This window comes from Pelagerythrobacter sp. Soil_C_18 (genome assembly GCF_057657235.1).
Map to the genome: position 1 here is coordinate 1 of NZ_JBDGIU010000009.1, position 23,980 is coordinate 23,980.

General features: G+C 64.8%; 23 protein-coding genes and 2 pseudogenes. 11 read left to right on the forward strand and 14 right to left on the reverse strand.

All coding sequences use genetic code 11. The annotated features are described in order from the left end of the window. A partial coding sequence (locus AC3A5N_RS15525; protein ID WP_487738226.1) for a hypothetical protein occupies window positions 1-180 on the forward strand: 180 nt, incomplete at its 5' end. Window positions 181-249: 69 nt separating this feature from the next. After that, window positions 250-963: a helix-turn-helix transcriptional regulator gene (locus AC3A5N_RS15530; RefSeq protein ID WP_487738227.1), complete on the forward strand. Its 714-nt coding sequence runs from the start codon at window positions 250-252 to the stop codon at window positions 961-963. Between the two features lie 125 nt (window positions 964-1,088). On the opposite strand, the pseudogene AC3A5N_RS15535 reads toward AC3A5N_RS15530, so the two are convergent. From AC3A5N_RS15535 to AC3A5N_RS15555, 5 genes and pseudogenes are all read right to left on the reverse strand, one after another. Then, window positions 1,089-1,220 (reverse strand): annotated as a pseudogene (locus AC3A5N_RS15535) (integrase core domain-containing protein); the annotation flags it as partial. Continuing rightward, window positions 1,221-1,415 carry a 3-keto-5-aminohexanoate cleavage protein gene (locus tag AC3A5N_RS15540; RefSeq protein ID WP_487738228.1) on the reverse strand — a complete coding sequence of 65 codons (195 nt, stop codon included), beginning with the start codon at window positions 1,413-1,415 and terminating at the stop codon, window positions 1,221-1,223. It lies immediately after the preceding pseudogene. 295 nt (window positions 1,416-1,710) lie between these two features. Beyond that, a complete protein-coding gene (locus tag AC3A5N_RS15545) occupies window positions 1,711-3,222 on the reverse strand; it encodes an acyl-CoA dehydrogenase family protein (RefSeq protein WP_487738229.1) in 1,512 nt (503 codons plus the stop codon). Further along, on the reverse strand, window positions 3,219-3,551 hold the full coding sequence (locus AC3A5N_RS15550; RefSeq protein WP_487738230.1) for a cupin domain-containing protein: 333 nt from the start codon (window positions 3,549-3,551) through the stop codon (window positions 3,219-3,221). The genes AC3A5N_RS15545 and AC3A5N_RS15550 overlap by 4 nt, the downstream gene beginning before the upstream one ends. Before the next feature lie 136 nt (window positions 3,552-3,687). Beyond that, window positions 3,688-4,005, reverse strand: a complete 318-nt coding sequence (locus tag AC3A5N_RS15555) for a hypothetical protein (protein ID WP_487738231.1) — start codon at window positions 4,003-4,005, stop codon at window positions 3,688-3,690. A gap of 105 nt (window positions 4,006-4,110) precedes the next feature. Here AC3A5N_RS15555 and AC3A5N_RS15560 point away from each other — a divergent pair, with 105 nt between their 5' ends. After that, complete coding sequence (locus tag AC3A5N_RS15560) at window positions 4,111-4,323, forward strand: hypothetical protein (RefSeq protein ID WP_487738232.1); 213 nt, start codon at window positions 4,111-4,113, stop codon at window positions 4,321-4,323. A gap of 140 nt (window positions 4,324-4,463) precedes the next feature. Beyond that, window positions 4,464-4,877: pseudogene (locus AC3A5N_RS15565) on the forward strand (LysR substrate-binding domain-containing protein); the annotation flags it as partial. A 186-nt stretch (window positions 4,878-5,063) separates the two neighbouring features. Here AC3A5N_RS15565 and AC3A5N_RS15570 read toward each other — a convergent pair. The 4 genes from AC3A5N_RS15570 to AC3A5N_RS15585 form a co-directional block, all read right to left on the reverse strand. Beyond that, on the reverse strand, window positions 5,064-6,992 hold the full coding sequence (locus tag AC3A5N_RS15570) for an acyl-CoA dehydrogenase (protein ID WP_487738233.1): 1,929 nt from the start codon (window positions 6,990-6,992) through the stop codon (window positions 5,064-5,066). A gap of 654 nt (window positions 6,993-7,646) precedes the next feature. Then, a complete protein-coding gene (locus AC3A5N_RS15575) occupies window positions 7,647-8,630 on the reverse strand; it encodes an ACP S-malonyltransferase (protein WP_487738234.1) in 984 nt (327 codons plus the stop codon). Between the two features lie 307 nt (window positions 8,631-8,937). Continuing rightward, window positions 8,938-9,303: a hypothetical protein gene (locus AC3A5N_RS15580; RefSeq protein ID WP_487738235.1), complete on the reverse strand. Its 366-nt coding sequence runs from the start codon at window positions 9,301-9,303 to the stop codon at window positions 8,938-8,940. A gap of 6 nt (window positions 9,304-9,309) precedes the next feature. Further along, window positions 9,310-9,936 (reverse strand): acyl-homoserine-lactone synthase, encoded by a 627-nt coding sequence (locus AC3A5N_RS15585; protein WP_487738236.1) that lies wholly within the window; start codon window positions 9,934-9,936, stop codon window positions 9,310-9,312. A gap of 1,016 nt (window positions 9,937-10,952) precedes the next feature. Here AC3A5N_RS15585 and AC3A5N_RS15590 point away from each other — a divergent pair. The 3 genes from AC3A5N_RS15590 to AC3A5N_RS15600 are packed head-to-tail and all read left to right on the forward strand — an operon-like array spanning window position 10,953 to window position 12,201. Continuing rightward, window positions 10,953-11,201, forward strand: coding sequence for a hypothetical protein (locus tag AC3A5N_RS15590; RefSeq protein WP_487738237.1), 249 nt, complete (start codon window positions 10,953-10,955; stop codon window positions 11,199-11,201). Further along, window positions 11,198-11,638 (forward strand): periplasmic heavy metal sensor, encoded by a 441-nt coding sequence (locus tag AC3A5N_RS15595; protein ID WP_487738238.1) that lies wholly within the window; start codon window positions 11,198-11,200, stop codon window positions 11,636-11,638. The genes AC3A5N_RS15590 and AC3A5N_RS15595 overlap by 4 nt, the downstream gene beginning before the upstream one ends. Then, entirely contained in the window at window positions 11,635-12,201 is a 567-nt protein-coding gene (locus tag AC3A5N_RS15600) for an RNA polymerase sigma factor (RefSeq protein ID WP_487738239.1), read from the forward strand. Before AC3A5N_RS15595 ends, AC3A5N_RS15600 begins: the two co-directional genes overlap by 4 nt. A 12-nt stretch (window positions 12,202-12,213) precedes the next feature. On the opposite strand, the gene hutU is transcribed toward AC3A5N_RS15600, so the two are convergent. Genes hutU through hutI form a run of 4 tightly spaced genes read right to left on the reverse strand, consistent with a single transcriptional unit; the run spans window position 12,214 to window position 17,421 of the window. Next, window positions 12,214-13,896: a urocanate hydratase gene (hutU, locus tag AC3A5N_RS15605; RefSeq protein ID WP_487738240.1), complete on the reverse strand. Its 1,683-nt coding sequence runs from the start codon at window positions 13,894-13,896 to the stop codon at window positions 12,214-12,216. After that, entirely contained in the window at window positions 13,893-14,696 is an 804-nt protein-coding gene (gene hutG / locus AC3A5N_RS15610) for an N-formylglutamate deformylase (RefSeq protein WP_487738241.1), read from the reverse strand. Before hutG ends, hutU begins: the two co-directional genes overlap by 4 nt. After that, window positions 14,696-16,225, reverse strand: a complete 1,530-nt coding sequence (hutH, locus tag AC3A5N_RS15615; protein ID WP_487738242.1) for a histidine ammonia-lyase — start codon at window positions 16,223-16,225, stop codon at window positions 14,696-14,698. The genes hutG and hutH overlap by 1 nt, the downstream gene beginning before the upstream one ends. Then, on the reverse strand, window positions 16,213-17,421 hold the full coding sequence (hutI, locus tag AC3A5N_RS15620; protein ID WP_487738243.1) for an imidazolonepropionase: 1,209 nt from the start codon (window positions 17,419-17,421) through the stop codon (window positions 16,213-16,215). Before hutI ends, hutH begins: the two co-directional genes overlap by 13 nt. Window positions 17,422-17,504: 83 nt before the next feature. Between hutI and AC3A5N_RS15625 the strand changes: the two genes are divergently transcribed. The 4 genes from AC3A5N_RS15625 (at window position 17,505) to AC3A5N_RS15640 (ending at window position 22,541) form a co-directional block, all read left to right on the forward strand. Beyond that, window positions 17,505-18,887 (forward strand): formimidoylglutamate deiminase, encoded by a 1,383-nt coding sequence (locus tag AC3A5N_RS15625; protein ID WP_487738244.1) that lies wholly within the window; start codon window positions 17,505-17,507, stop codon window positions 18,885-18,887. Next, complete coding sequence (gene hutC, locus AC3A5N_RS15630) at window positions 18,884-19,606, forward strand: histidine utilization transcriptional repressor HutC (protein ID WP_487738245.1); 723 nt, start codon at window positions 18,884-18,886, stop codon at window positions 19,604-19,606. Before AC3A5N_RS15625 ends, hutC begins: the two co-directional genes overlap by 4 nt. 170 nt (window positions 19,607-19,776) lie before the next feature. Beyond that, window positions 19,777-21,531, forward strand: a complete 1,755-nt coding sequence (locus tag AC3A5N_RS15635; protein ID WP_487738246.1) for a copper resistance system multicopper oxidase — start codon at window positions 19,777-19,779, stop codon at window positions 21,529-21,531. Further along, entirely contained in the window at window positions 21,528-22,541 is a 1,014-nt protein-coding gene (locus AC3A5N_RS15640) for a copper resistance protein B (protein ID WP_487738247.1), read from the forward strand. The genes AC3A5N_RS15635 and AC3A5N_RS15640 overlap by 4 nt, the downstream gene beginning before the upstream one ends. 27 nt (window positions 22,542-22,568) lie before the next feature. On the opposite strand, the gene AC3A5N_RS15645 is transcribed toward AC3A5N_RS15640, so the two are convergent. Then, window positions 22,569-23,975: an efflux transporter outer membrane subunit gene (locus AC3A5N_RS15645; protein ID WP_487738248.1), complete on the reverse strand. Its 1,407-nt coding sequence runs from the start codon at window positions 23,973-23,975 to the stop codon at window positions 22,569-22,571. Window positions 23,976-23,980: the final 5 nt, after the last annotated feature.

The following is a 23,980-nucleotide window of genomic DNA, read 5'->3' on the forward strand; positions in this document are numbered from 1 at the left end:
CGCGGCCAGCAGCAGATCGATCAGGCGCTCGGCACCGCGCTGGGCCGTGTCGTCAGCCGCAGCGCCTGCAGCGTCGTGATGGAGCGGGACAACTCCTACGGCTGGAACAACGAGATGGATATCACCTCGGCGGTCGCCCGGGAGATGGACGGGCTTCTTCCGGCCGCAGCGCTGCGTTGAGGGTGCCGCGACTTTTGCAGGCGCATTGAGCGGTTGTGTATTGGGCGCAGCACTTGGGAGCCAGAAACCATGACTTTCGCTGCCGTTTCGGATCGTTTGCTGGAAATAGCGGAAACATTCGGTGCGGCCGGGAGTGCTGAGCAACTGTGTAATAGATTTCAGGCGGCTGTTAGCGCCGTAGGCGACTTCCATTATGCCCTCGGCCGTTTCCGGCCGCTTGGGCGCCGCGATCAGGGCATCATTGCGGTCCATTATCCCGACACCTGGCGGGAGCACTACCTCTCCAACCGCTATATCGATATCGACCCCACAATCGACTCCATTACCAAGCGCAGCATGCCCTATGCCTGGGAACAGTTCGGCGACCTCGACACGCAGCGCCGGCGGCTGTTTGATGACCTGCGCGACTTTGGGGTCACCGGAGGGGTGACGGTCCCGATCCACATGGCAGATGGTACGACCTTTGTGGCCAGCTTCGCAGCGCAGTCGGCTGACACCTCCCGGCGTTACCGACCGCTGCTCGGCCTGATCTCCACCCAGTTCGTAGAACGTTACGCCATGCTTTCAGAGAACTCGAAGCCCACTGTCAAACTTTCGGCGCGCGAAGAGGATTGCCTGTCGTGGACCGCACGGGGCAAGAGCGCCTGGGAGATTGGTGTGCTGCTCGGGATCAGCGAAAGCACTGTGAACTTTCACATCAAAAATGCCTGCGCCAAGCTGGACAGCCACGGGCGGATGCTCGGGGTCGTCAAAGCGATTACGCTCGGCCTTATCTCGCTCTGATGAACTTGAGGTCGGCGTGTCAGCCGGCCGTCAGTGACCTGCCCGCTGATTGTTGCCGTTGAGGTGGAGGAGTCTCTGCCTTTCTCCAGACCCTGAGCGTGGCCCGACGGTGCCATATCGTACTACCACCGGGCAAGGACGCTGCGGGCATGGGTGAGCGAGATAAACCAGCTTTCGTTGAGACATTCGTCCTGCAGGCGGACATTGAAGCTTTCGCCAAAGGAATTCTGCATGGGTCCGCCCGGCGCGATGTAGTGTCAGGTCAGGTTGACGACGCAGTTCGAGCGCTGCTTGATCACCTTGAAGAAGGGCTCGAAGGTCTGCGGGGCCTGGTCGGGCTTACCGCTCTTCGCGTCGCGGGCGTGCAAATGGACCATGGCGACCCCGGCCTGGGCCGCAGAGATCGCCGCCTCGGCGATCTCTGCGGCGGTCACCGGCAGGTGTGGGGACATCGACCGGGTGTGGCTCGCTCCGGTGACGGTGCAGGTGATGACGATCTTCCGGTTCTTGGCTATTGGACTGTCCTCCGGTTCAGGCTCCGGTCGTTGCGGCGGGCTGCGCCGCCTTATGGCCCTCGAGCGCCGCGAGGCGCCGGGTCGCGGCAGGCACTGCGGGCGGCGAGCCTTGCCGGCTCCGGGGCCTCGCTCCAGCCGGCCAGCAGCCGCTCGACGGGGCGTATTCGGCAAGCCGAGATCAAGGCGTCGCCAGATGTCGAGCTGCAGCCCAGAAGGGATACCACGAAGACTCCTACAAGGTGCGCCGCAAGAGCGGATCGAGCGTGTGTATCTCACCACCGTACGTCTGCTCAATGTCGCCGATCTGATCCTCGTAGGAACCGATGTGCTCCGAGAGCTTCGCCGAGGCGACCACGCTAGCGTCCTGGGGGTGCGATTGCTGCAAGGCATGCACTGCACCCGAGAGGCTACGCGTGGCCCATTCGAAGGCGTGAGCGCGAACTTCGCCGCCTTCCTTCCGGAGTGTTGCTGCGGTCACCGCCCACGCCACGGCATTGGCCGTACGGGCGGCGAGACGGTGCTGATGCTGCGGCGAAAGTGACGGGAATGTTGCAGACGCTTCCTCAAGAACTGACCAGAGGGGTACAAGAAAATCTGCATCCGAAAAGTCCTCCGTTAGGAGGGCGTGCAGTTTTCGTGGGTTCTTCAGCACTGAACGTCCGAGGTAGCCGGAGATTCCATCCGTGGAACCCTCGAAGACCCTAAGAACTCGGAAATCCCTAAAGTTCTGCGTGACGGGGTTCGAGTCAAGGAAGCCGCGCCACCCCATGAGCTGCACGCAAGTGTCGATAACGCTCCACGACAGCTCGCCGCTGACGATTTTGCATACTGTATAGTACGTGGGATCAACGACGCGCCCCTCGTCAAGGCCATCATAGATCAAGCGTGTTACCGCATCAACAGCCTCGACGGAAGCGACGCAATCACTCAGGATCTGCTCGATCCGGCCATTGCTCAACAATGGGCCGGTCGCCACGGTACGACGCGATACGTAACGTGTGGCGAGCTGGAGGCACCGTTTCATCGTTCCGACGATTCCAGCAGCGAGCATCCAGCGGCCAGTCTGGAAAGCGTGCGTCGCAACAGCCGCGCCATTGCCGACCCCGCCGAGGACAGCATCGGCGTCGAGCCGCATGTCGCGCATCTCGATGTGATGCTGCGGCAGAGCCCTCATTCCCACCGTGAGGGCCTCGGAGACAGGCACCCACCCCGGAGTTCGGGTCGGCACCAGGAAGGTTGTCAGGCTGTCGTCAAGGCGCACCGTGAGGTTGATGTACTTGGCCCAGCCGCCCAGTGAAATCATCGACTTGGTGCCGTTTATGACGTAACCGGATCCATCGCGCACCGCCCGCGACGTCATCGCCTGAAAGTTTGTGCCGACCTCCGGCTCGGTCGCCGCCACGCCCGCCAGCGCGCCCGTGGAGGCTAAGACAGGAAGCACCTTGTCCTTGGTGCCCTGGTCGGCGAAAGCGAGGATGGGGTCGACTCCCACCGCGTTGTGCACGGTCGCCAGCAGCGACACATTGCCGTCGATTGCTCCGAGCTGCTCCAGGACGCGCGCAGTGTCGCGCGCCGACAGGTCCTGACCGCCGTGCTCCACGCCGACCCTCAGGCCGAGCAGTCCCCCGGAAGCCAGGTCGGCTGGCAGTGAGGCGGGTGGCCGCCGGTGTTCGTCGATGAGGCGCGAGTCGAGTCGTTCGCCCGCGTACCAGCGTAAGAACTCGATGATGCTGTCCGCGTTCATGGCAGCAAGTCCACAAAATTGATGGAGAAGACTGTGCACCCTTCGGGGCTTGCCGGGATGTGCGAAGAGCCCTTCTTGCCGTACAGAATCGAACCTGCGGGATAGCTTCCCGCATTATCGGCGAAAGTGCCTTCGAGCACGTAGACGATTTCCAGGCCAAGGTCGTGAGTGTCCTCCATGGGGAGGACTGCGCCCGGAGCGAACCGAATCAGGCGAACCATCACGCCCTCGTCCGTGCCGTGCAGCATCTTGATGAAGATGCCGGGCGCAGCCTCGACCTCTTCGATATCGTCAATGTGGGCTCGGTCGAACATCTCAGGAGTAATCATGATTCCACATCCTTGTTAAGTGAAAATGTTGGGAACAGTGTGTGTCGATAAAAGTGCATTAGTCTTCGGCAATATTAATCGAGAGCTGCTCCGCATCGCACCTGTAATGCTCAAGACAAAGTAAATCGCTTCTGAACTACTGCTCTCTCGCAGAGCCTCGGGCATGTGGTATGGCTTTTTTGAAGCAACCGGCCAGCAGACGGGCTAGATTATCCGCCTCCGTGTAACGGCGGCGGGAGACCGCAGAATAGACGGGCGCCTGAAAGTTCCGACCTGGCAAGAGCGCGACCGAATCACTGAATGTGTCCGGTGCGGACTGCAGCGCCGGATGATGGGCGGCGTATGGGATGGGCAGCTTATAGGCCTTTACCCCGCGACGGCGAGCAAGTGCGCTCAACTCGGCGAGTGCGTCACCGAACAGATGCGCCGTTTGAAGGGTCATCGCCTCGATCATGGGAACAAGAACCTCCTGGCTAATCGTTCCCGCAGATCATCTCGGTCCGGCGTCTCCCCGCCAACTGTCAGATCCGATAGGGCTGCTTTGGCGTAGCGGATTTTTGTGAAACTGCTCGTTGGCGCGCGTTCTGATGAAGAGTCATGCCAACAGGAAAAATGGGAGTTCACAGCAGCATTATTCTTGATTGCCAGTCATCTGGAAGTGAACTTCCTGTCGTTGTTTCCTCGTTCTAAACAGCGGCAGAGAGGTGATGGCCGGGTACCGGCTCCGTCGACAGATTTCTTCACGTCGAGCGAGGAAGAATGCAGTTATTGATTGGCCAGGTCCGGCCGAGAGGGGCCTAGCGGACATCGTCGAGCAAGGCTTCGATTCGGGCGTCCGGCTTGGCGAAGTCGTGCACAAGGACGGTGCCCTTGGCCCTGATCTGCGCTTCCTCGCGGTAAGCATCGCCCGATTGCCTCGCCGCCCATCCCGCACTGGAAGTGCCCGACGCGCTTTTCCGCCATCGGTGCATCCGCCAAAGTCTGCCGAGCGGCCAGCGTTACCGCTGGCAGTTCAGCAAGCGAGGACAGGTTGTGGAGTTCGACGTCCCCCGGGCGCTGACGCTCGACCTCAATCAATTGATGGTCGAAGCCGCAATCGCAGGCTTAGGCATCGCCTACGTGCCGGACATCTACGCACACGCCGCCCAGCGTGACGGGCGCCTCGCGACAGTGCTGGAGGACTGGTGCCCGCCAATCCCGGGGCTTTGTCTCTACTTTCCCGGCAATCGCCACGTATCGGCAAGCCAGCGCGCCTCTATCGACACCGTCGGGAACTCTCGAGACCGCATACGCTTGCGGCATGCTGTAGCGCTGGATCTTGCCTGATCACCGGCTGGCACGGCTCTGACCGGTATCCTTGCTGGCAGTGATCCGGCGGCGTCTTGCGGTCGGTTGCCGCTGCTTTGTCCTTCACGGCTTGCGCCAGGCGCTGGTCGCGGGGTTGGCAAAATCGAGCAGATACGATGGCCCTGCAACAAATGCAGGGCCATCGCGTTGGGGAGTGTAGGATAATCAGCGCTCCGTAGATGTACTTGCCCCGGCACCCGGCACATCGAGTTTGCGTGCCAGCGCCGTTGCATATGTTTGCGTTGAATCCGCGACCGGCGACTGGATGATTGATTGGGGATAGCCAAACGCGCCGATCAAAGTGTCCACGTGCGGGATCAATTGCTCGCACAGCCGGTCGATCGCCGTATCCAGCAACGGATATTGTCTCGCGTCGATCAGCCCTTCACTGATCAGCGATGCGGCATGACGATGCGCACGGTCGAACACGAACAGTGAAGTCAGGTCGCGCAGTATGTCCTGTACGATGCCATTGCTGGTCGAGTCAGCCGCCGCGATTGCGGCATCGACTGCAAGGTTGATGCCATGCGCTTCAGCCGCGTCCCGCGCTAATGGAAGCAGCGGATTCCAGACATCGAGCGACTCCAAGCCCTGATCCGTTCGCTCCTTAACACCGGCGGCAAGCGTGTTGATCAGCCTGTGCTCGCGTTGGCGCAAGGCGTCGATGGCTGCACCCGCTTCAGACCACGCGTGCCCGATTGCCCGCGACCGGGTCGGCTGAATGGCGCCGGAGGCAAGAAACCGCGCCGTGTCCAGCAGGATGAGATAGTTGTTGCCGGAGGCGTCGTTAAATACCTGGCCCAGGCCCAGATAGTCGAGGAAGCGGTTGACCAGCAGCACGCCCGCAACACCGCAATGCTGCCGCGATTGGGTTGCGACCTCCTCGGTCGTCCACGCGGTTAGGGCCTTCACGAGGGCAAGCTTGCGGTTTGTTGCGCTCCATGGCGCCCACATCATCGGCGTCGTACTCTTATCCGACTGCAGCCGATGACGCAGGGTATCGGCCCATTCGCGGCCGCCGTCATTTGCCAGACAGCTGATGACGTAGGAAGCTGCAAGCGAGCGAAAGAGCGCCCGGCGCTGGGTGCTGAAGAACAGCAACGGAACTTCCCGCCCGACGCGCGCCCTGCTCGTGCGGCGGGCCGAGAAATGCAGCGCCTGCGCTGCACTGGCACGCGCTGCGGCGGCAAGGCCGATGGAGCCCGGTCCCCAAATGTTTTGGGCGGCTGTGAGGGTACGTGCCAACCGTTCGGTCGTGTCCCCCAGTGAATCGTGAAACCGAGCGGAGGCGTCGATGGTCGCGCCGTCCGCGAGCCATGCGTCGAACGGAATCCTCACATCTTTGAAACCAACAAGGCCGTAGTCGAACGGCACCAGCGGCATTTCCATGGGCTTTGAGAGACGCACCCCAGGCAGAGGTCCATGCGGCGTCGACAGATCCACTGCAAACGAGAACACGCCGCAGTCGACATCTGCAACGATCAGGCGTGCACAGAGGATGCCCATATTGTCGAGATGGTTGATGCTGACGTTGCCGACTTTCAGCGCGCCGTCGTCTGGCGTGTTAAGGACGAACTCCCGCATTTCAGGGTCGAAGCGGGCCTCTGTACGCGTTGCCAACTGGCTATTGCCGCCGCCCAGCTCGCTAATCATGAACGCGCCAAGCAGGCGCCCGGCAGCCAGTTCCTGGGCGTAGCGCAACGCGCGCGCGTTGCCCTTGCCGAGTTCGAGGAGTGAACCGATGGCCAGGCCGTAATGGATCAGCGCGGCGACGCACAGTGACGGGTCATTCACTGCCGTCAACTCGGCAATCGCCGTGATCAGGGACGGATCAGTCAGGTCGCCGGCGCCGGCCGGAACGCGGCTGGCCAACGCTACGAGACGCCTGTAGACCGAGCGGTGGTTGTCGAGTGCCGGCAGCCCATGCGGTTTTTGAAATTCGGGTTCGGACAATAGTTGGATCATCAGCTGTTGATGCTCGCCCGCCGTCAAGCCGGAGAGGACGCGCCGGAGTTCTACCATTGCAGGTGCGTCTGAATTAATCGGCTCGGGCACGTGATCGGCTGTGAGATCCGTGCTTTGATCGTAATTCATTGGAACCTCCGTCCAAGTCGAAGCGGTGTGCGTGCCACACGCTGGCACAAGCATATTGGCGTCTCGCCATAGGGCGCGACTGCAGCGACTCATGATGCCCGCTGTGCTCCAGCCCATCGGAAGCAGCATCATGTTCGCTGGAAGGAGGGACAAACGCGCAAGAACGGCGCGTTTGTGCGTCAGGGATTCTGCGGATTACTGTCGCGGGCGGATGTCCATGCCAAAGGTACCCTCAACCTGTCCGTGCCAACCCTCGTCATCCATTGCGAACAAATCGACCCGGGATTCATCTGTCGTCCCCGCACGCTAAGCAGGAAGCGGCACCGCGTTGGCTCCGACTGACTGGCGCAGCCGGCCTGCGCTGCTTTCGATGATCTCAAGGGTCTTCTCTGCCCTTGCTGAGGGAGGGCAGTGGGGTGGCAAAAACAGCCCCGGAACAGCCCTGCCCTTTGGTCTGGCGCGGATGGCGCGGGTCCTCCGGCGCAGCGATGCGGCCGGCCGTGGCAATTCCAGACATGATGATTCGATTGCTAGTTTCGGGGATCCGGTTTCGGCACTTTCCGGCACGCAGCCCGTGTCCGCTCAGAAGGCCGCCCAACATCGAACCGCGCATGTTACCCGCCGCGTGAGTGTGCATCTGGCAGACCTCTCAGATCAAATTCGGTTGATGACGCGCCGCGGCACCATAACATTCGCCTCTCGCCAGACGGCGCGAATGCGGCGGCTCATCATGCCCGTCAGGCTCAGGTCGACGAAAAACGCATTTTGTCCGATGCCGCTGTTCTCCAGCGTTGCGGGCATGTGGTACGGCTTTGTGAAGCTGTCGGCGAGCGAACGGGCTAGATTGTCCGATGCGGTGTAGCGCCGGCGTGAGACCGCTGAGTAGACGGGAACCTGAAAATCTCGCTGTGGGAACAGCAGGACCGTATCGTGGAAGGCGTCCGCGGCGGATTGCAACGCCGGGTGATGCGCAGGGTAGGGTATTGCCAGGGGGTGCGCCTTAAGGCGATGGCGGATGGCAGATTCAATCAGTTCATCAAGCGCGGCGTTGGAGCCGCTGACGACGGTTTGTCGCGGCGCGTTCACGCAGGCCAGCACGAGGTCGTCATTCGCGATCGCATCAAGAAGCTTCAGTGTATCAGCTTCTGTTGCCATCAAGACCACCATCCCGCCTTGCCCCTCGAAAGGGCGAAATGCCGTGTTCATGGCAAGCACCGCACGAACGCCGTCGCTGATGCTCCAGACACCGGCGCAAACCAGCGAAGCAATCTCGCCGAGGCTCTGGCCTATGATGGCAGCTGGGGAAAAGCCCAGTCCTTTGAGTATGCGGTGCAGGCAGACGGCGTTCGTGAAAGCGCACAGCTGTGGGACGCCAATTGGGATCGGGCCGCTACTCGCCTCGCCGAGCAGCACGGCGCGAACGAGCTGGGAGTCGACGCCGTCGTGATGATCGCGCAGGACAGCCTTAACGATTTCCAGCGTCTCGTCTATAATTGCGCGCGCAGGATCCCCACCCTCGTAAAGCGGTTGCAATGCACCCACGGGATTATCACCCTGACCGGGAATGATGTATACCGGGAAACGCGACGTATCGTTCCTGATCTTTTCCTTCTCCGATGCGTAAACCAACGTCTGCATGGCAAGGCTCCTTTTGAGATCAGTTTCTCGACTTTGAACGGGTCTGCTTCTCAACTTGGAACGGGTCTGCGACGCCCATGGTATTGACTACTGTGGCCTGTTGGGCCGCCTTTGGGCCAAGTCAGGCCAACCGTATGAACCGGGCGCTCAGCGGCGTTGCCCGCCAGCCGGAAGGGCGTGGTCTCAGCCCATGCCACCACATTCCAGGACCTTGCCGCTAAAGACACTGCCCAGGGCCCCGCGACTTCCCTGCCGGCAACAGCGGCCTTGTCTGGAAGTTTTTCACCCGGCTTCCTTGCGGCAACATTCACGTGTCTTCTCCCTTTTTGGTCCGAAGCTGAATATTGTCGGGCGTTAGATGAATGGGCTTGCTGGACCAGACGTTGGCGCCTGGCGGGCTGCCCCTACTCTCTCCTTGATCGACCCCCGTGCCGGTGCAGACGGTGCGGGGGTGCACATCAGGCGTGCCGTGCCGGCGTTTATCAGCGAGCGCCGCACCGTTTCCTGGCGCAAGACGCGGTGCCCGGCGATAGATCCGGCTGACGGAACGCTCGGCCTTTCCGATCGCGCCTGCGATCTCATGCAGCGCCGCGGCGTTTGCTTCGCCACGCAGATAAAGAAGAGCCTGGGCGATCCTGCGCATCATGGACAACTGGTGCTTGCAGACTTGCATGAGGTGTTACGCAGCCCGAGCCATCAGGTGACTGTCAACGAGCACACTATGGTGAATGCCGACGCGGTCGCGTGCCGTTGCTAGTATTTGTTCGCTTACGGGCACATAGGCGCTTGCCACCGGCCGAGGCCCGAGTGCATTCGTCTTTTGCAGCATCCGATGCGGAATTCCTGCCGACGCCAGGACGCCCTGGAGTACCCAAAGAGGCGAGATCACCAGATAGCGCTCAACGCCGCAGGACAAGCCGAATTCAAGCGACGCAAGGATCAACTCGCTCGTCACGGTCCTGCGAACCGGAGCGGGCAGGTCGCGGTCGACCGCAAAACGTGTGTTCTCCCAGATTGTATCGGAGTGCGGACATCCCTCCTCGGGCGCCAGCTCGGCCCAGAGCGTGTCGGTCATGTAAGGCTGGGTAGTACGAAGGAGCCGCACCATCCCACGGACTCTTGCCGCATTGTCGCGCCACAACAGATAGACCGCTGCGGGCGTGTCGAACTGGTCATATTCCATGCCCTCGAACTGGGGGACAGGCCAGCTTGAGCGAAGTATGAACTGCCGATATCGGAAACGATGCTGATCGGCGAGTGCGTCACCGAACAGATGAGCCGTTTGAAGTGTCACTGCTTCGATCATGGGAACAAGAAACCTCCTGGCAAATTGTTCCCGGAGATCATCTCGGTCCGGCGTCTCCCCGCCAACTGTCAGATCCGATAGGGTTGCTTTTAGCGTGGCGGATTTTTGCGAAACTGCTCGTTCGCACGCGTTCTGATGAAGAGTCATGCCAACAGGAAGAATGGGAGTTCACAGCATTATTATTCTTGGTTTCTAGTCATCTGAAAGGTAACATCCTGTCGTTGATTCATCGTTCTAAATTGCGGCAAAGAAGTTATGGCTGGGTCCCGGGGCGTTCGGCAGATTTTTTGATGTTGCGCGCAGAAGAACACAGGTATTTGATTGGCCAGGTCCGCAAGCATCATGTTACCCGAATTTTCCCGAACGATGCCGTATCATCTTGCGCTGCGCGGACGGGCTGACCAGCCAGGCCATTGCAGCCGAGCTGGGAGTCCATGACTATGCTGTCGGGAACTAACGGCGGCGCGTAGTGTCCAGAATCTTTCGCACATTCTTCAGGCGACGGCCCAGGTTGCTGATGAGTGCGACGCGTACAGCGGTGCCATGTCGATAGTGCGCCGCGTGGCCCACTGGCTGGCGGCGATGTGCCTATCGACGCGCAGAATACGAAGAATGAAGACAGTCCGTGGCGATCACTTTGGTGATTCGCAAGCCGCCGCAGACAGCAACGATTCCGGGTTCGAGAACGGAACCGATCTTCATTTTGATTATGATGGCCCTCTTGATGGACAGCATCAGGAAGGCGGAAAAAATAAACTCATCAGTCAAGCACTTAGTGGAGTAGTTCGATTCCCTTCACCCGCTCCAGCAGGCTGTCCCTGAGATGCCAGAGCGTTCTGCGGGCATCTGTATGAGCCCTTTCCCGGTACGAAGTCTCGACAGATCGGCGCTCGAGTAGACGAGCGATGTGTTATGACTGCATAATTCCAATGCGCCGATCCCGAGGGGACATGCTGGCCAGCGCGTATAGGCACTGAGGCAAGGGCGAGGGTGCGATGGAAGAACGTGTTCGTATCTTGAGCACTGCTGAGCTGCCGGCGCAGCTCGACATGATCGACCAGCCGATCCTGGATCGGCTCTCGGCGCGGAGGCAAGAGGCGGCGCTCACGCGGCGACTGGTGTTGCTGGCGGCGTTCGCCTCGCTCGGCGGGGGCATCTTCGCGAGCGCTGCGATGCCGGAGCCTGCCATTGCCGCCAGTTCGCTCAGTCCGCTGGTGCCGGACAGTCCACTTGCATGTTGTGCACCGATGGAACCGCGCGGATGACATCGTTTCAGCGGGTGCTCGTGGTTGGACTGGTCGCCTTCGTATCTGCGGTGGCCGGCGTGTTTATCGGCCAGGTGATCGTCGACCAACCGCGGGCGAGCGAAACCGAGCTTCACGCCCAGTTGCACGAACGGCTCGAGCTGACGGCCGAGCAGCAGGCGCGGCTCGAGCAGATCGAGACGGACTTTGCCGCCCGCCATCAAGCGCTGGAGCAGGAAATGCGCGCGGCCAACGTGCGGCTCGCGAAGGCGATACAGGCCGAACACGGCTATGGCCCCGAAGTCACCTCGGCGATCGACCATTCGCATCAGGTGATGGGGGCTTTGCAGAAGGAAACGCTGCAGCACCTCTTTGCCATGCGCGACGTGCTGGATCCCGAGCAGGCGAAAGTGTTCGACGGCATCGTGGTCAAGGCGCTGACCGCCGACGCGCGGTGAACCGCGCATTAGACCAGCTTAGCGACCGGGAACTTGCCGCGCTGGCGAAATCCTACGATCAGTCCGCCTATCGGGAGTTCCTCCGCCGCTACAAGGCGCCGGTCTTCCGGTTGATCCGCAGCACTATCGGCGACGAGGCGGAAGCGCTCGATCTCACCCAGGAAACCTTCGTCGCGGCATTCCAGGCGATCGGCCGCTACGACGGAGTGCGGCCCTTCCGCGTGTGGATCGCGCGGATCGCGCTCAATAAGTGCCGCGACTGGGCGCGCCGGCGCAAGGTGCGCGCCTTCTTCTCCTCGGCCTTGCCGCTCGAAAGCGCGAGCCACGTCGCCGGCGACATCCCCGCTCCCGACCAGAATGCCATCGATGCGGACGAGTTGTCGCGCGTGCGGACGGCGATGGCGGCACTGCCGGCGAAACTGCGCGAAGCCATCGTGCTGTGCGGCGCCGAGGAGATGTCACAGCAGGAGGCCGCCGATGCGCTCGGCGTCACCGTCAAGACGGTGGAGACGCGGTTATACCGCGCACGCCAACGGCTGCGCGCGGTATTGGGCGGGGGGTGAGAGCCGCCCTTCTCAGCCCGTGATGCCGGGCAGGTCGAGCCCTTTCTCGCCCGCGCAGGCGATAGCGACGTCATAGCCGGCGTCGGCGTGGCGCATCACGCCGGTCGCGGGATCGTTCCACAGGACGCGTTTGAGACGTGCGGCGGCTTCGGGGGTGCCGTCAGCGACGATCACCATGCCGGCGTGCTGCGAATAGCCCATGCCGACCCCGCCGCCGTGATGGAGCGACACCCAGGTCGCACCGCTGGCGGTGTTGAGCAGCGCGTTGAGCAGCGGCCAGTCGCTGACCGCGTCGCTGCCGTCCTTCATCGCCTCTGTTTCGCGGTTGGGGCTGGCGACCGAGCCTGAGTCCAGGTGGTCGCGGCCGATGACGACCGGTGCCTTGAGCTCGCCGTTCGCGACCATCTCGTTGAAGGCGAGACCGAGCCGGTGGCGATCGCCCAATCCGACCCAGCAGATGCGCGCAGGGAGGCCCTGGAAGTGGATCTTCTCGCGCGCCATGTCGAGCCAGTTGTGGAGGTGTGCGTGGCCCGGCAGCAGCTCCTTCACCTTGGCGTCGGTCTTGTAGATGTCCTCCGGATCGCCCGACAGTGCGGCCCAGCGGAAAGGCCCGATGCCGCGGCAGAAGAGCGGACGGATATAGGCGGGGACGAAGCCGGGGAAGTCGAAGGCGTTCTCGACCCCCTCGTCCTTCGCCATCTGGCGGATGTTGTTGCCGTAGTCGGTCGTCGGCACCCCCGCGGCCTGGAAATCGAGCATGGCGCGGACATGGACCGCCATCGACATCTTGGCGGCTTTCGCGACTCCTTCCGGATCGCTCTCGCGCTTCTCCATCCACTCGGCGACGCTCCAGCCGATCGGCAGGTAGCCGTTCACCGGATCGTGCGCACTCGTCTGGTCGGTCAGGAGGTCGGGACGGATACCGCGGCGGTAGAGCTCGGGGAGCACTTCCGCGGCGTTGCCGAGCAGGCCTACCGACACGGGCTTCTTCTCGGCGCAGCTCTTTTCGATCACCGCCATCGCCTCCTCGATGGTCTGCGCAGCGACGTCGAGGTAGCCGGTGCGCAGGCGCATCTCGATCCGGCTCGGCTGGCATTCGATGGCGAGACACGAGGCGCCCGCCATTACCGCCGCAAGCGGCTGTGCGCCCCCCATGCCCCCGAGCCCGGCAGTGAGCAGCCATTTGCCCGACAGGTCGCCGCCATGGTGCTGGCGCCCCATCTCCACGAAGGTCTCGTAGGTGCCCTGTACGATCCCTTGTGTGCCGATGTAGATCCACGAGCCGGCGGTCATCTGCCCGTACATGGCGAGCCCGCGCCGATCGAGCTCGTTGAAATGCTCCCAGGTCGCCCAGTGCGGCACGAGGTTGCTGTTCGCGATCAGTACGCGCGGCGCGTCGGCATGGGTGCGGAAGACACCGACCGGCTTGCCCGACTGGACGAGCAGGGTCTCGTCGTCCTCGAGCCGCTTCAGCGTCTCGACGATGCGGTCGAAGCTCTCCCAGTCGCGCGCGGCGCGGCCGATGCCGCCATAGACGACCAGCTCCTCGGGCCGCTCGGCGACGTCGGGGTGGAGATTGTTCATCAGCATCCGCAGCGGCGCTTCGGTGAGCCAGCTCTTCGCGTTCAGCTCGGCGCCGGTCGGCGCCTTGATCACGCGGCTGTTGTCGTGTCTCGAAGGAGCGGGGCGGGTCATGGTCGTCCTTTCGCAAAGTCGAGCGCGGCGGCGATCACCTGCCGCAGCGTCGGCAGGATCGCGGGCGCGGGGTCGAGCGGGCTCGGCCAGTTGGTTTCATCAGGGGCGGGCGGTTCGGCCATATAGCCGCGCATCGCGAGCTCCATCTGGATCGCATGGACGCCGGCTTCGGGGCAGCCGTAGTGGCGCGTTGTCCAGCCGCCCTTGAAGCGGCCGTTGACGATATGGCTCTCGCCGCTCGATGCGCAGATCGCGGTTACGGCGGCTTCGAGTTCGCTCGCGCAGGTCGTGCCGCCATTGGTGCCGATGTTGAACTGCGGCAGTTCGCCGTAGAACAGGCGCGGCACACGGCTGCGGATCGAGTGAGCGTCGTAGAGAACGACGCGGCCGTGCAAGGCGCCCAGCCGCTCGATCTCGGCGGTCAGCGCCGCGTGATAGGGTTCGAAGAAGGTTTGCTTGCGTCGCTCGATCTCCGCCGCATCCGGGCCGCCGTCGCGATAGAGCGGGTCGCCGTCGAAGGTCGTGGTCGGACAAAGCTCGGTCGTCGCCTGCCCTGGATAGAGCGAGGCGCCCGACGGGTCGCGGTTCATGTCGATCACGCTGCGCGAGATGCTGGTCGCCACCGTGGTTGCCCCGAGGACGCGCACGAAGGCGTAGAGGTCCTCTACCCACCAGTCGGTGTCGAGCCGCGCACGCCAGGGCGAGACGAAGGTGTCATCGAGCCCGGCCAGTCCGGTGCCGCCGTGCGGAAAGGCGACGACCAGCGGCGCATCGCCGCGATGCACGCTGAGCCAATCCATCAGGCGATCCCCGGCAGCGGCAGCCCCGCCGCCTCGGCCACCGCGCCGCTCCGGACCAGCGCGTTGGCCGCTTCGATGTCGGGGTGGAAATGCCGGTCGTGGTCGAGCATCGGCACTTTCGCGCGCAGCAGGGCGCGCACGGCCTCGAGTGCGTCGGACGAGGTCAGGCTGGCGTGGAAATCGCACCCCTGCGCCGCCGCGAGCAACTCGATGCCGATCACCGCGCTGGCATTCTCCGCCATCGCGAGAAGCCGCCGCGCGCCATGTGCCGCCATCGACACGTGATCCTCCTGATTGGCCGAAGTGGGGATCGAATCTACACTCGCCGGATAGGCGCGCTGCTTGTTCTCGCTGACCAGCGCCGCGGCGGTCACCTGTGGGATCATGAAGCCCGAGTTGAGCCCGGGCTGCGGCGTCAGGAAGGCGGGCAGGCCCGACAGCGTCGGATCGACGAGCATCGCGATCCGCCGCTCGGCGATCGAGCCGATCTCGCACAGCGCGAGCGCGATCATGTCGGCAGCGAAGGCGACCGGCTCGGCGTGAAAATTGCCGCCCGACAGCGCCTCGTCGGAATCGGGGAAGATCAGCGGATTGTCGGAGACGCCATTGGCCTCGATCTCCAGCGTCGCCGCGGCCTGGCGCAGCAGGTCGAGCGCGGCGCCCATCACCTGCGGCTGGCAGCGCAGGCAGTAAGGGTCCTGCACGCGCGTATCGCCTTCGAGATGGCTGGCGCGGATCGCGGACCCGGCCATCAGGCCGCGCAGCGCGGCCGCGACCTCGATCTGTCCGCGATGCTGCCGCAGCTCGTGAATACGCCGATCGAAAGGAGTGTCGGAGCCTTTCGCCGCTTCTGTGGAGAGCGCGCCGGTAACGAGCGCTGCGGTGAACAGCGTCTCCGCCTCGAATAGCGCGGCGAGCGCATTGGCGGTCGAGAACTGCGTGCCGTTGAGCAGCGCCAGCCCTTCCTTCGCCGCAAGCTCCAGCGGGGCAAGCCCGGCGCGGGCGAGGGCTTCGACGGCAGGCAGGCGCTCGCCCGCCAGTGCGATCTCGCCCACGCCGATCATCGCCGCGGCCATATGCGCGAGCGGCGCGAGATCGCCACTTGCGCCGACCGAGCCCTGCGACGGGATCACCGGCGTCAGCCCCTTCACGAGCATCGTTTCGAGCAGCGTCACCGTCTCGGGCCGCACGCCCGACGCGCCTTGTGCGAGGCTCGCAAGCTTGAGCGCCATCATCAGCCGCACCACCGGCACCGGCGAAGGCGCGCCAGTGCCTGCGGCGTGACTGAGGACGATATTGCGCTGGAGCGCCGCGAGATCGCTGTCGCCGATGCGCACGCTCGCCAGCTTCCCGAAGCCGGTGTTGATGCCGTAGACCGGATCGCCGTGCGCGAGAATGCGCCCCACCGCCGCGGCGCTTTCGGCAATGCGCGGCGCGCAGGCGGAATCGAGCTTGGGGGCGGCGCCGCGATAGATGGCGCGCCAGTCGGCGAGCGAAACCGCGCCCGGGACGAGAATCAGATCGGCCATCGGCCACTCCAGATGCGGGCATGAAGCGGATTGAACCCCATGCGATAGACAAGCTCGGCCGGATGCTCGACGTCCCAGATCGCGAGGTCGCAGCGCTTTCCCGCGTCGAGCGTTCCGACTTCGTGCGAAAGGCCGAGCGCGGCGGCGGCGTGACGCGTCATGCCGAGCAGACATTCCTCGACCGTCAGGCGGAACATCGTCGCCCCCATGTTCATCGCCAGCAGCGGCGAGGTGAGCGGCGAGGTGCCGGGATTGCAGTCGGTCGCGAGAGCGATCTTCACCCCCGCCGCGCGCAAGGCGTCGACCGGCGGCAGGCGGGTCTCGCGCATGAAATAGAACGCACCGGGAAGCAGGGTCGCGACCGTCCCTGCGCGCGCCATCGCAGCGACGCCAGCTTCGTCGAGGTGCTCGAGATGATCGGCGGAGAGCGCGCCGTACTGCGCCGCCAGCGCCGCGCCGTGCTGGTTCGAAAGCTGCTCTGCATGGAGTTTCACTCGCAGGCCCGCGCGGGCTGCAGCGTCGAACACACGGGCTGTCTGCTCGGCCGTGAAGCCGATCCCTTCGCAGAAGGCGTCGACGGCATCGGCAAGGCCCAGGCGCGCGATTTTAGGGATCATCTCATCGGCGACCCGCGCGATATACCCATCCGCATCATCGGCATGTTCGGGCGGCAGTGCGTGAGCTCCCAGGAATGTCGCGGCGACGCGTACCGGGCGCACTTCGCCCAGCCGGCGTGCGGCGCGCAGCATGCGGATTTCGCTGTCGGTATTAAGGCCGTAACCCGACTTGATCTCGACCGTGGTCACGCCCTCGGCGATCATGGCGTCGAGGCGGGGGAGGGCGCTGTCGACGAGCTCGTCCTCGCTGGCGGCGCGGGTCGCCTGCATGGTGGAGACGATACCGCCGCCTGCGCGGGCGATCTCCTCGTACGACGCGCCCGCCAGCCGCATTTCGAATTCGCGCGCGCGGTTTCCGCCGTGAACCAGATGCGTGTGGCAGTCGATCAGGCCCGGCGTGATCCAGCGGCCTTCGCAGTCGATCGTCTCATCGGGTTCGAACGAGGGCGCGTCTTCCTCCGCTCCGACATGAACGATCGTGCCGTCGCACGAAGCGACGAGGCCGGCCTCCACCAGCCCGAGGCCGGGCCCCGCCATCGTGGCCAGCCGTGCATTGCGCCACAACCTGTCGCATCGCATTGCCCGAGTCTCCTTCGCGGCAATAAATTGCATTGATCGTCCATAATGTATAGACATAATTGACGACTTCGAGAGGTACGCGAATGAGCCACGACGCACCCCCTGCACGCCGGCACACGATACATTTCGGCCGCGCCCTGCTGCCCGGCGGCTGGGCCGAGAACGTGCGCCTTGCCGTCGAGGATGGGGTTATCGCGGCAGTCGAAGCCGCGGCCGATCCGGCTCCGGCCGACGAGCGTCACGCGATCGGCATCCCCGGCATGCCCAATGTCCACAGCCATGCTTTCCAGCGCGGCATGGCCGGGCTGGCGGAGACACGCGGCGCGGGGGACGACAGCTTCTGGACCTGGCGCGAGATCATGTATCGCTTCGTCGACCGGATCGATGCCGAGGCGCTGCAGGCCATTGCCGCGCTCGCCTATGTCGAAATGCTGGAAACGGGCTTCGCCCGCGTGGGCGAGTTCCACTATCTCCACCACGATCCGGCCGGAGCGCCCTATGCCGACCCGGCGGAGCTGACGCATGGCATCGTCGCGGCGGCCGCCGAGACCGGCATTGCGCTGACGCATTTGCCGGTGTTCTACGCTCACGGCGGATTTGGCGGCCTTCCCGCGAACGAGGGACAGCGCCGCTTCGTCCATGATCCCGACAGCTTCGCGCGCCTGCTCGAAGCCGCTCGGGGAGCCGCAGCGGCGCTCCCCGATGCGGTCGTCGGCATTGCGCCGCACAGCCTTCGCGCGGTCACTGCGGAAGAGTTGCGGCTGCTGCAGGAAATGGGCGGGTCCGCGCCTGTCCATATCCACATCGCGGAGCAAGTGCGCGAGGTGGACGATTGCCTTGCGTGGAGCGGCCGGCGGCCCGTGGAATGGCTGCTCGACAATGTGGAAGTCGATGCACGTTGGTGCCTCATCCATGCGACGCATATGGATCCGGCGGAGGTGACGGCCCTGGCGGCCACCGGCGCCGTCGCGGGCCTGTGTCCGGTGACCGAGGCCAACCTGGGCGACGGGCTGTTCCCCGCTCCGGCTTTCCTGGCCGCTGGCGGGCGAATCGGTATCGGGTCGGATTCGAACGTGCTGATCGATATGGCGGAGGAGCTTCGCTGGCTCGAGTATGGCCAGCGCCTGGCGGCGCGCTCGCGCAATGTCATGGCGCCGGGCGCCGACTGCTCCACCGGGCAGGCGATATTCGATGCAGCGCTGGCAGGTGGTGCGCAGGCGTTGGGCGCACGTGCTGGATTGGCAGCGGGGAACGCCGCGGACTTCGTCAGTCTCGATGCGGATCATCCTTCGCTTGCCGATCGGCCCGCCGCGTCGATCCTCGACGGGTTCCTGTTTGCGGCCGGCCGCGGTGCTGTCGATTGTGTGTGGCGGCGCGGCGACAAGCTCGTCAGCGGCGGCCGGCATGTTGCGCGCGACGCGGTCGCGGCCCGCTACCGCAAGGCGATCGGGGCGCTGATCGCGTGAGCCTGCCACTGCACGAGAAGATCCGCAGCGAGATCGAGGCGGAGATTCTGACCGGCGTACGCACGCCCGGCTCGCGGCTGCCGACCGAACACGACCTGATGCAGCATTACGGCTGCTCGCGAATGACCGTGAGCAAGGCGCTCTCGGCACTTGCCGACGGAGGGCTGATCGAGCGGCGCAAGCGCGCGGGATCGTTCGTCGCTCGTCCGAAAGTCCACTCGATGATGCTCGACATTCCCGATCTGGAGCAGGAGATCGTGCAGCGGGGTCAGCGCTATCGTTTCGAATTGTCGGAACGGACGATCGTGCCGCCGGGCACGCCGCAAGCGCGCGAGGCCGGGCTGGCGGAAGATGGCGAGCTGCTGATGATTGAGGGCGTCCATTTTGCCGATGACGTGCCGCTCGCCTGCGAGGCGCGGCTGGTGAGCCTCTCGGCGGTGCCGGAGATGGCCGCCCAGCCGTTCAGCGACGATTCGCCGGGCGCATGGCTTCTCAAGCACGTTCCCTGGACCGAGGCCGAGACGCGGATCGCCTCGGTCGCGGCCAGCGCCGGCGTGGCCGCGCAGTTGCAGTTGCCAGCCGGAGCGCCCTGCCTCTTCGTCGAGCGGCGCACCTGGCGCGGGGAGGAAGGGATCACACAGGTGCGCCAGCATTTCGTCGGCTCGGCCTACAGCCTCGTCGCCCGTTTCGGCCCGGCCAAGCGCGCGGCGGATTTCTGACTGGCGGTTTGCGCGGTCGCGGTTGAGGGCTGGTCGCCCCGCCTGCGTATGAACGGAAGGATCTGGCACCACCTCACTCCCGGAGTTCCATCCATGACATCGATGACTGCCGTGATGGCGATGACGATCGCCATGCCCGTATCGGCCGAGCGCGCACTGAGCCCGAGGAAATGACGATGACACCGATGATCGACCGCCGATCGCTGCTGCGCGCGGGCGCGGTGGGGGCCGCCGGGCTTGGCTGCTCCGGCCTGTTCCCTGCCTGGGCGCAGACCGGCTCGCGCGGGCTTACCCCGCAGATGCCGACCCTTTCCGGCGAGGACATCCGCCTCACGGTTGGGCACAGCCCCTTCACCGTGGGAGGCCGCACCGGTCACGCCATCACACTGAACGGTGTGCTGCCGGCGCCGCTCATCCGGCTGCGCGAAGGGCAGAACGTCCGCATCCATGTTGAGAACACGCTCGACGAGGATACGTCGATCCACTGGCACGGCTTGATTCTGCCGTTTCACATGGACGGGGTGCCCGGCATCAGCTTCCCCGGGATTCTTCCCAGGACGACGTTCACCTACGAGTTTCCGATCGTCCAGAACGGCACCTACTGGTACCACAGCCACTCGGGATTGCAGGAGCAGAGCGGTCATTACGGCCCGCTCGTGATCGATCCCGCAGAGAGCGACCCTGTCGCCTACGACCGCGAGCACGTGATCGTCCTGTCGGACTGGACGTTCCTGCATCCGCACGAACTGTTCGGAAAGCTCAAGCAGCAGGGCGGCTATTTCAATCGCCAGCGGCAGACGTTCGCAGGGCTGATCGGCGGCGAGGACGATCTGGCGCGTACGATGCCGCTCGAGGAACGGGCGATGTGGGGCAAGATGCGGATGGACCCCACCGACATCGCGGATGTGACCGGCGCCACCTATACCTTTCTCGTCAACGGTCATGGCCCTCGGGAGAATTGGACGGGCCTGTTCCGCCCCGGCGAACGGGTGCGGCTGCGGTTCATCAATGCCTCCGCAATGACGATCTTCAACATCCGGATTCCGGGCCTGCCGATGACGATCGTCAGTGCGGACGGGCAGAACGTGCAGCCGGTGGAAACCGACGAGTTCCAGATCTCGGTCGCCGAGACCTATGACGCGATCGTTACCCCTGCCGAGGACCGGGCTTTCGCACTCATCGCGGAATCGATCGATCGCTCGGGCTTGGGCCTTGCGACGCTGGCACCGCGTATGGGCATGCAGGCGCCGGCTCCGCCGCTCCGCCCCAAGCCGGTGCTGGGCATGAAGGACATGGGCATGGGCGGAATGAACCACGGGGCAATGTCCGGCATGGATCATGGCGCCGGGTCGATGAGCCACGACATGCGCGACAAGTCGCTCGTTCCGTCCAGCGTCAAGGTCGGGGTCGGGGTCGACATGATCGCGCCGATGCCGGTCGATCGCACAGGCGATCGGCCGCTGGGCCTGGAAGACGAGCCCCACCGTGTGCTCACCTATCACGATCTCGCGCCGCTGACGCCGTTTCACGACAAGCGGCAACCGACCCGCAGTGTCGACGTCCATCTGACCGGCAACATGGAACGCTTCATGTGGTCGTTCGACGGCAAGAAGCTCAACGAAGGCGCCGAGCCGATCCGCTTCGCGCGGAACGAACGCGTCCGGGTCAACCTCATCAACAACAGCATGATGAGCCATCCGATTCACATTCACGGCCACTTCTTCGAGCTGGTGACCGGAATGCCGTACGGTAACCCGATCAAGCATACGGTGAACGTCATACCCGGCGGCAAGGCGAGCTTCGATCTCACGGCGGATGCGCCGGGGGACTGGGCGTTCCACTGCCACCTTCTCTACCACATGCACGCCGGCATGATGAACGTGGTCAAGGTCCGGCCGATGGACGACGAAGGAGAGGGTGCGTGAGGCCGCTCCTGATCGCGCTCGGCGCTTCTGCGCTCGTTTTCCCAGGAGCGGCCTTCGCCCAGCACGCCGGCCATCGAAGCGAGCCCTCGCCCCCGTCGGCCCCGGCAAGCTCGGGCTGCACGCCGGAGCACGCGGCAATGGGCCATTGCACGATGGCTCCGGCCGCCCCCACGCCCGACCCGCATGCCGGGCACAGGACGCACGAGCAATCGGCCGATCCCCACGTCGGCCACGCCATGCCGGAAGCGGGTAACGCGCCGCCCGTCGCGCCGCCGCCAGCCGAAGCCTTCTCCGGCCCGGAACACGCCGCCGCGACAATCTTCGACCCCGAGCTGTTCGAACGAAAACGACAGGCGAGGCTGATCGAGGAGCATGGCGGCTACGTCACCGGAACGTTCCTTGCCGACCAGCTCGAATACCGTGCCCGCGACGGAAGCGACGGATACGCGTGGGATGTCCAGGCCTGGTACGGCGGCGACTACGACAAGCTCTGGCTGAAAAGTGAGGGCGAAGGTGCGTTCGGCGAGAGTCCGGAGCAGGCCGAAGTCCAGGCGCTCTACAGCCGCGCGATCGATCCCTGGTTCAATCTCCAGGCGGGCCTTCGCCACGACTTCCGGCCCGATCCCGAGCGAACGTACCTGGTGCTCGGCATCGAGGGCCTCGCCCCCTACTGGTTCGAAGTCGGCGGCTCGATGTTCTTCTCGGACAAGGGCGAACTCGCAGCCCGCTTCGAAGCGGAGTACGACCAGCGCATTACGCAGAAGCTCGTCCTTCAACCGTCGGTGGAACTGGAGATCTCGGCGCAGGACGTGCCGGAAATCGGTGTCGGCTCCGGTCTCTCGACGGCGGAGGCCGGCCTGCGCCTGCGCTACGAATTCGTGCCCGAGTTCGCGCCCTATGTCGGCGTCGAATACGAACGTGCATTCGGCGACACCGCAGATTTCAGGCGTGCGGACGGAGAAGCCGTGGGCGGCTGGAGCGTGCTGTTCGGCATCCGAAGCTGGTTCTAGGCCGATGGCCCCCCGCGAACTGCAAGGTCAATTCGCTGGCGGATCCCGCCACCCGCCGCCGAGCGCCTTGAACAATGTCACCGCGGCCTGTGCGCGCTCGCGCCGGGCATCGGTGGCAGCCCGCGCCTGGTTGAGCATCGCGCGGCGGCTTTGCGCCAGAGTGAGACGGTCCGTCTCGCCCGACGCAGCGCGCAGCCTTGCGAGCGCCAGCGCGCTCTCCTGACGCTCCAGTGCGGCGGCCTGGGCGTTCGCCATTGCTTGTGCGGCGGCGAAGCGATTGAGCGCCGTCTCGCTGTCGGCGAGGGCGGTCAACACCGCCTTCTCGTAGACTGCCGCGGCGGCTTCCGCCCGGGCGTCGGCTGCGCGGATGCGGGCGCGGATCGTGCCGCCGGCGAAGATCGGCCAGGACACGCTGGGGCCCACCTGCAGCCGCGTCGCTCCGCCCGTGAACAGGTCGTCCACGCTCCGCGCCTGCTGACCGATGCTGCCCAGCAGGGAGAGGCGGGGAAAGAGGTCTGCGGTCGCGACGCCGATGTCGGCGGTGGCGGCCGCGAGGCGGCGTTCGGCCGCGCGGACATCCGGCCGGCGGGTCAGCAGGTCCGAGCGGATGCCGGCGGCGATGACCTCGGGACCGAGAGGCAGAGGGGCTGGCTGGGAGAGCAGCGGCGCCATATCCTCCGGCTGGGCGCCGACGAGCACCGCGATGCGATAGGCGGCCGCCGTCGCCTGCGCACGGGCCGCGGCGACCGCTGCCTCGCTCGCCTGCGCTGCCGCGGCCGCGCGGTCGAGCGTGTCGCGCGGGTCCTCGCCCGCCTCGACCCGCAGGCGGGTCAGCCGTTCGGCCTCGGCATCGGTCTCCGCGAGAGTCTGCAGCGTCGCCGCATCCGTCTGGGCGGCGCGCAGATCGAGATAGTTGCGCGCGACTTCGGCGGCGAGCGTCAGCATGACGTCGCGCCGCCCGGCGAGCGCAGCGTCCGCGCGCGCTGCGGCCGCCTCGACCTCGCGCGTGCGGCGGCCCCATAGGTCGATTTCCCAGCTCGCGTCGAAGCCTAGGTCGAACAGCGGGAAATCGCGCTCGAAGCCCGGGATCTGGCCAACCGGCAACTGGCCTTCCTCGCTCAGGACGTTCTCGGTGGCGGAGCCGGTGGCGTTAACGGCGGGCCAGCGGCCGCCCGCCGCCGCGTCGCGGTTGGCGCGCGCTTCGGCGAGGCGCGCGGTCGCTTCGGCCAGATCCGGACCATCGGCGAAGGCACGCTCGATCAGCGCGGTGAGCTGCGGATCGCCGAACCCGCGCCACCATTCCAGATCGACTTCGCCGGGAACGCCCCCTTCGGCCCATTCGGGCGCGACCGCAGCCTGCGGCGGCGCGTAATCGGGGCCGACGGTACAACCGGCGAGGAGAAGCGCAGCGAGAGGGAAAATACGAGCGGTCACGAGCA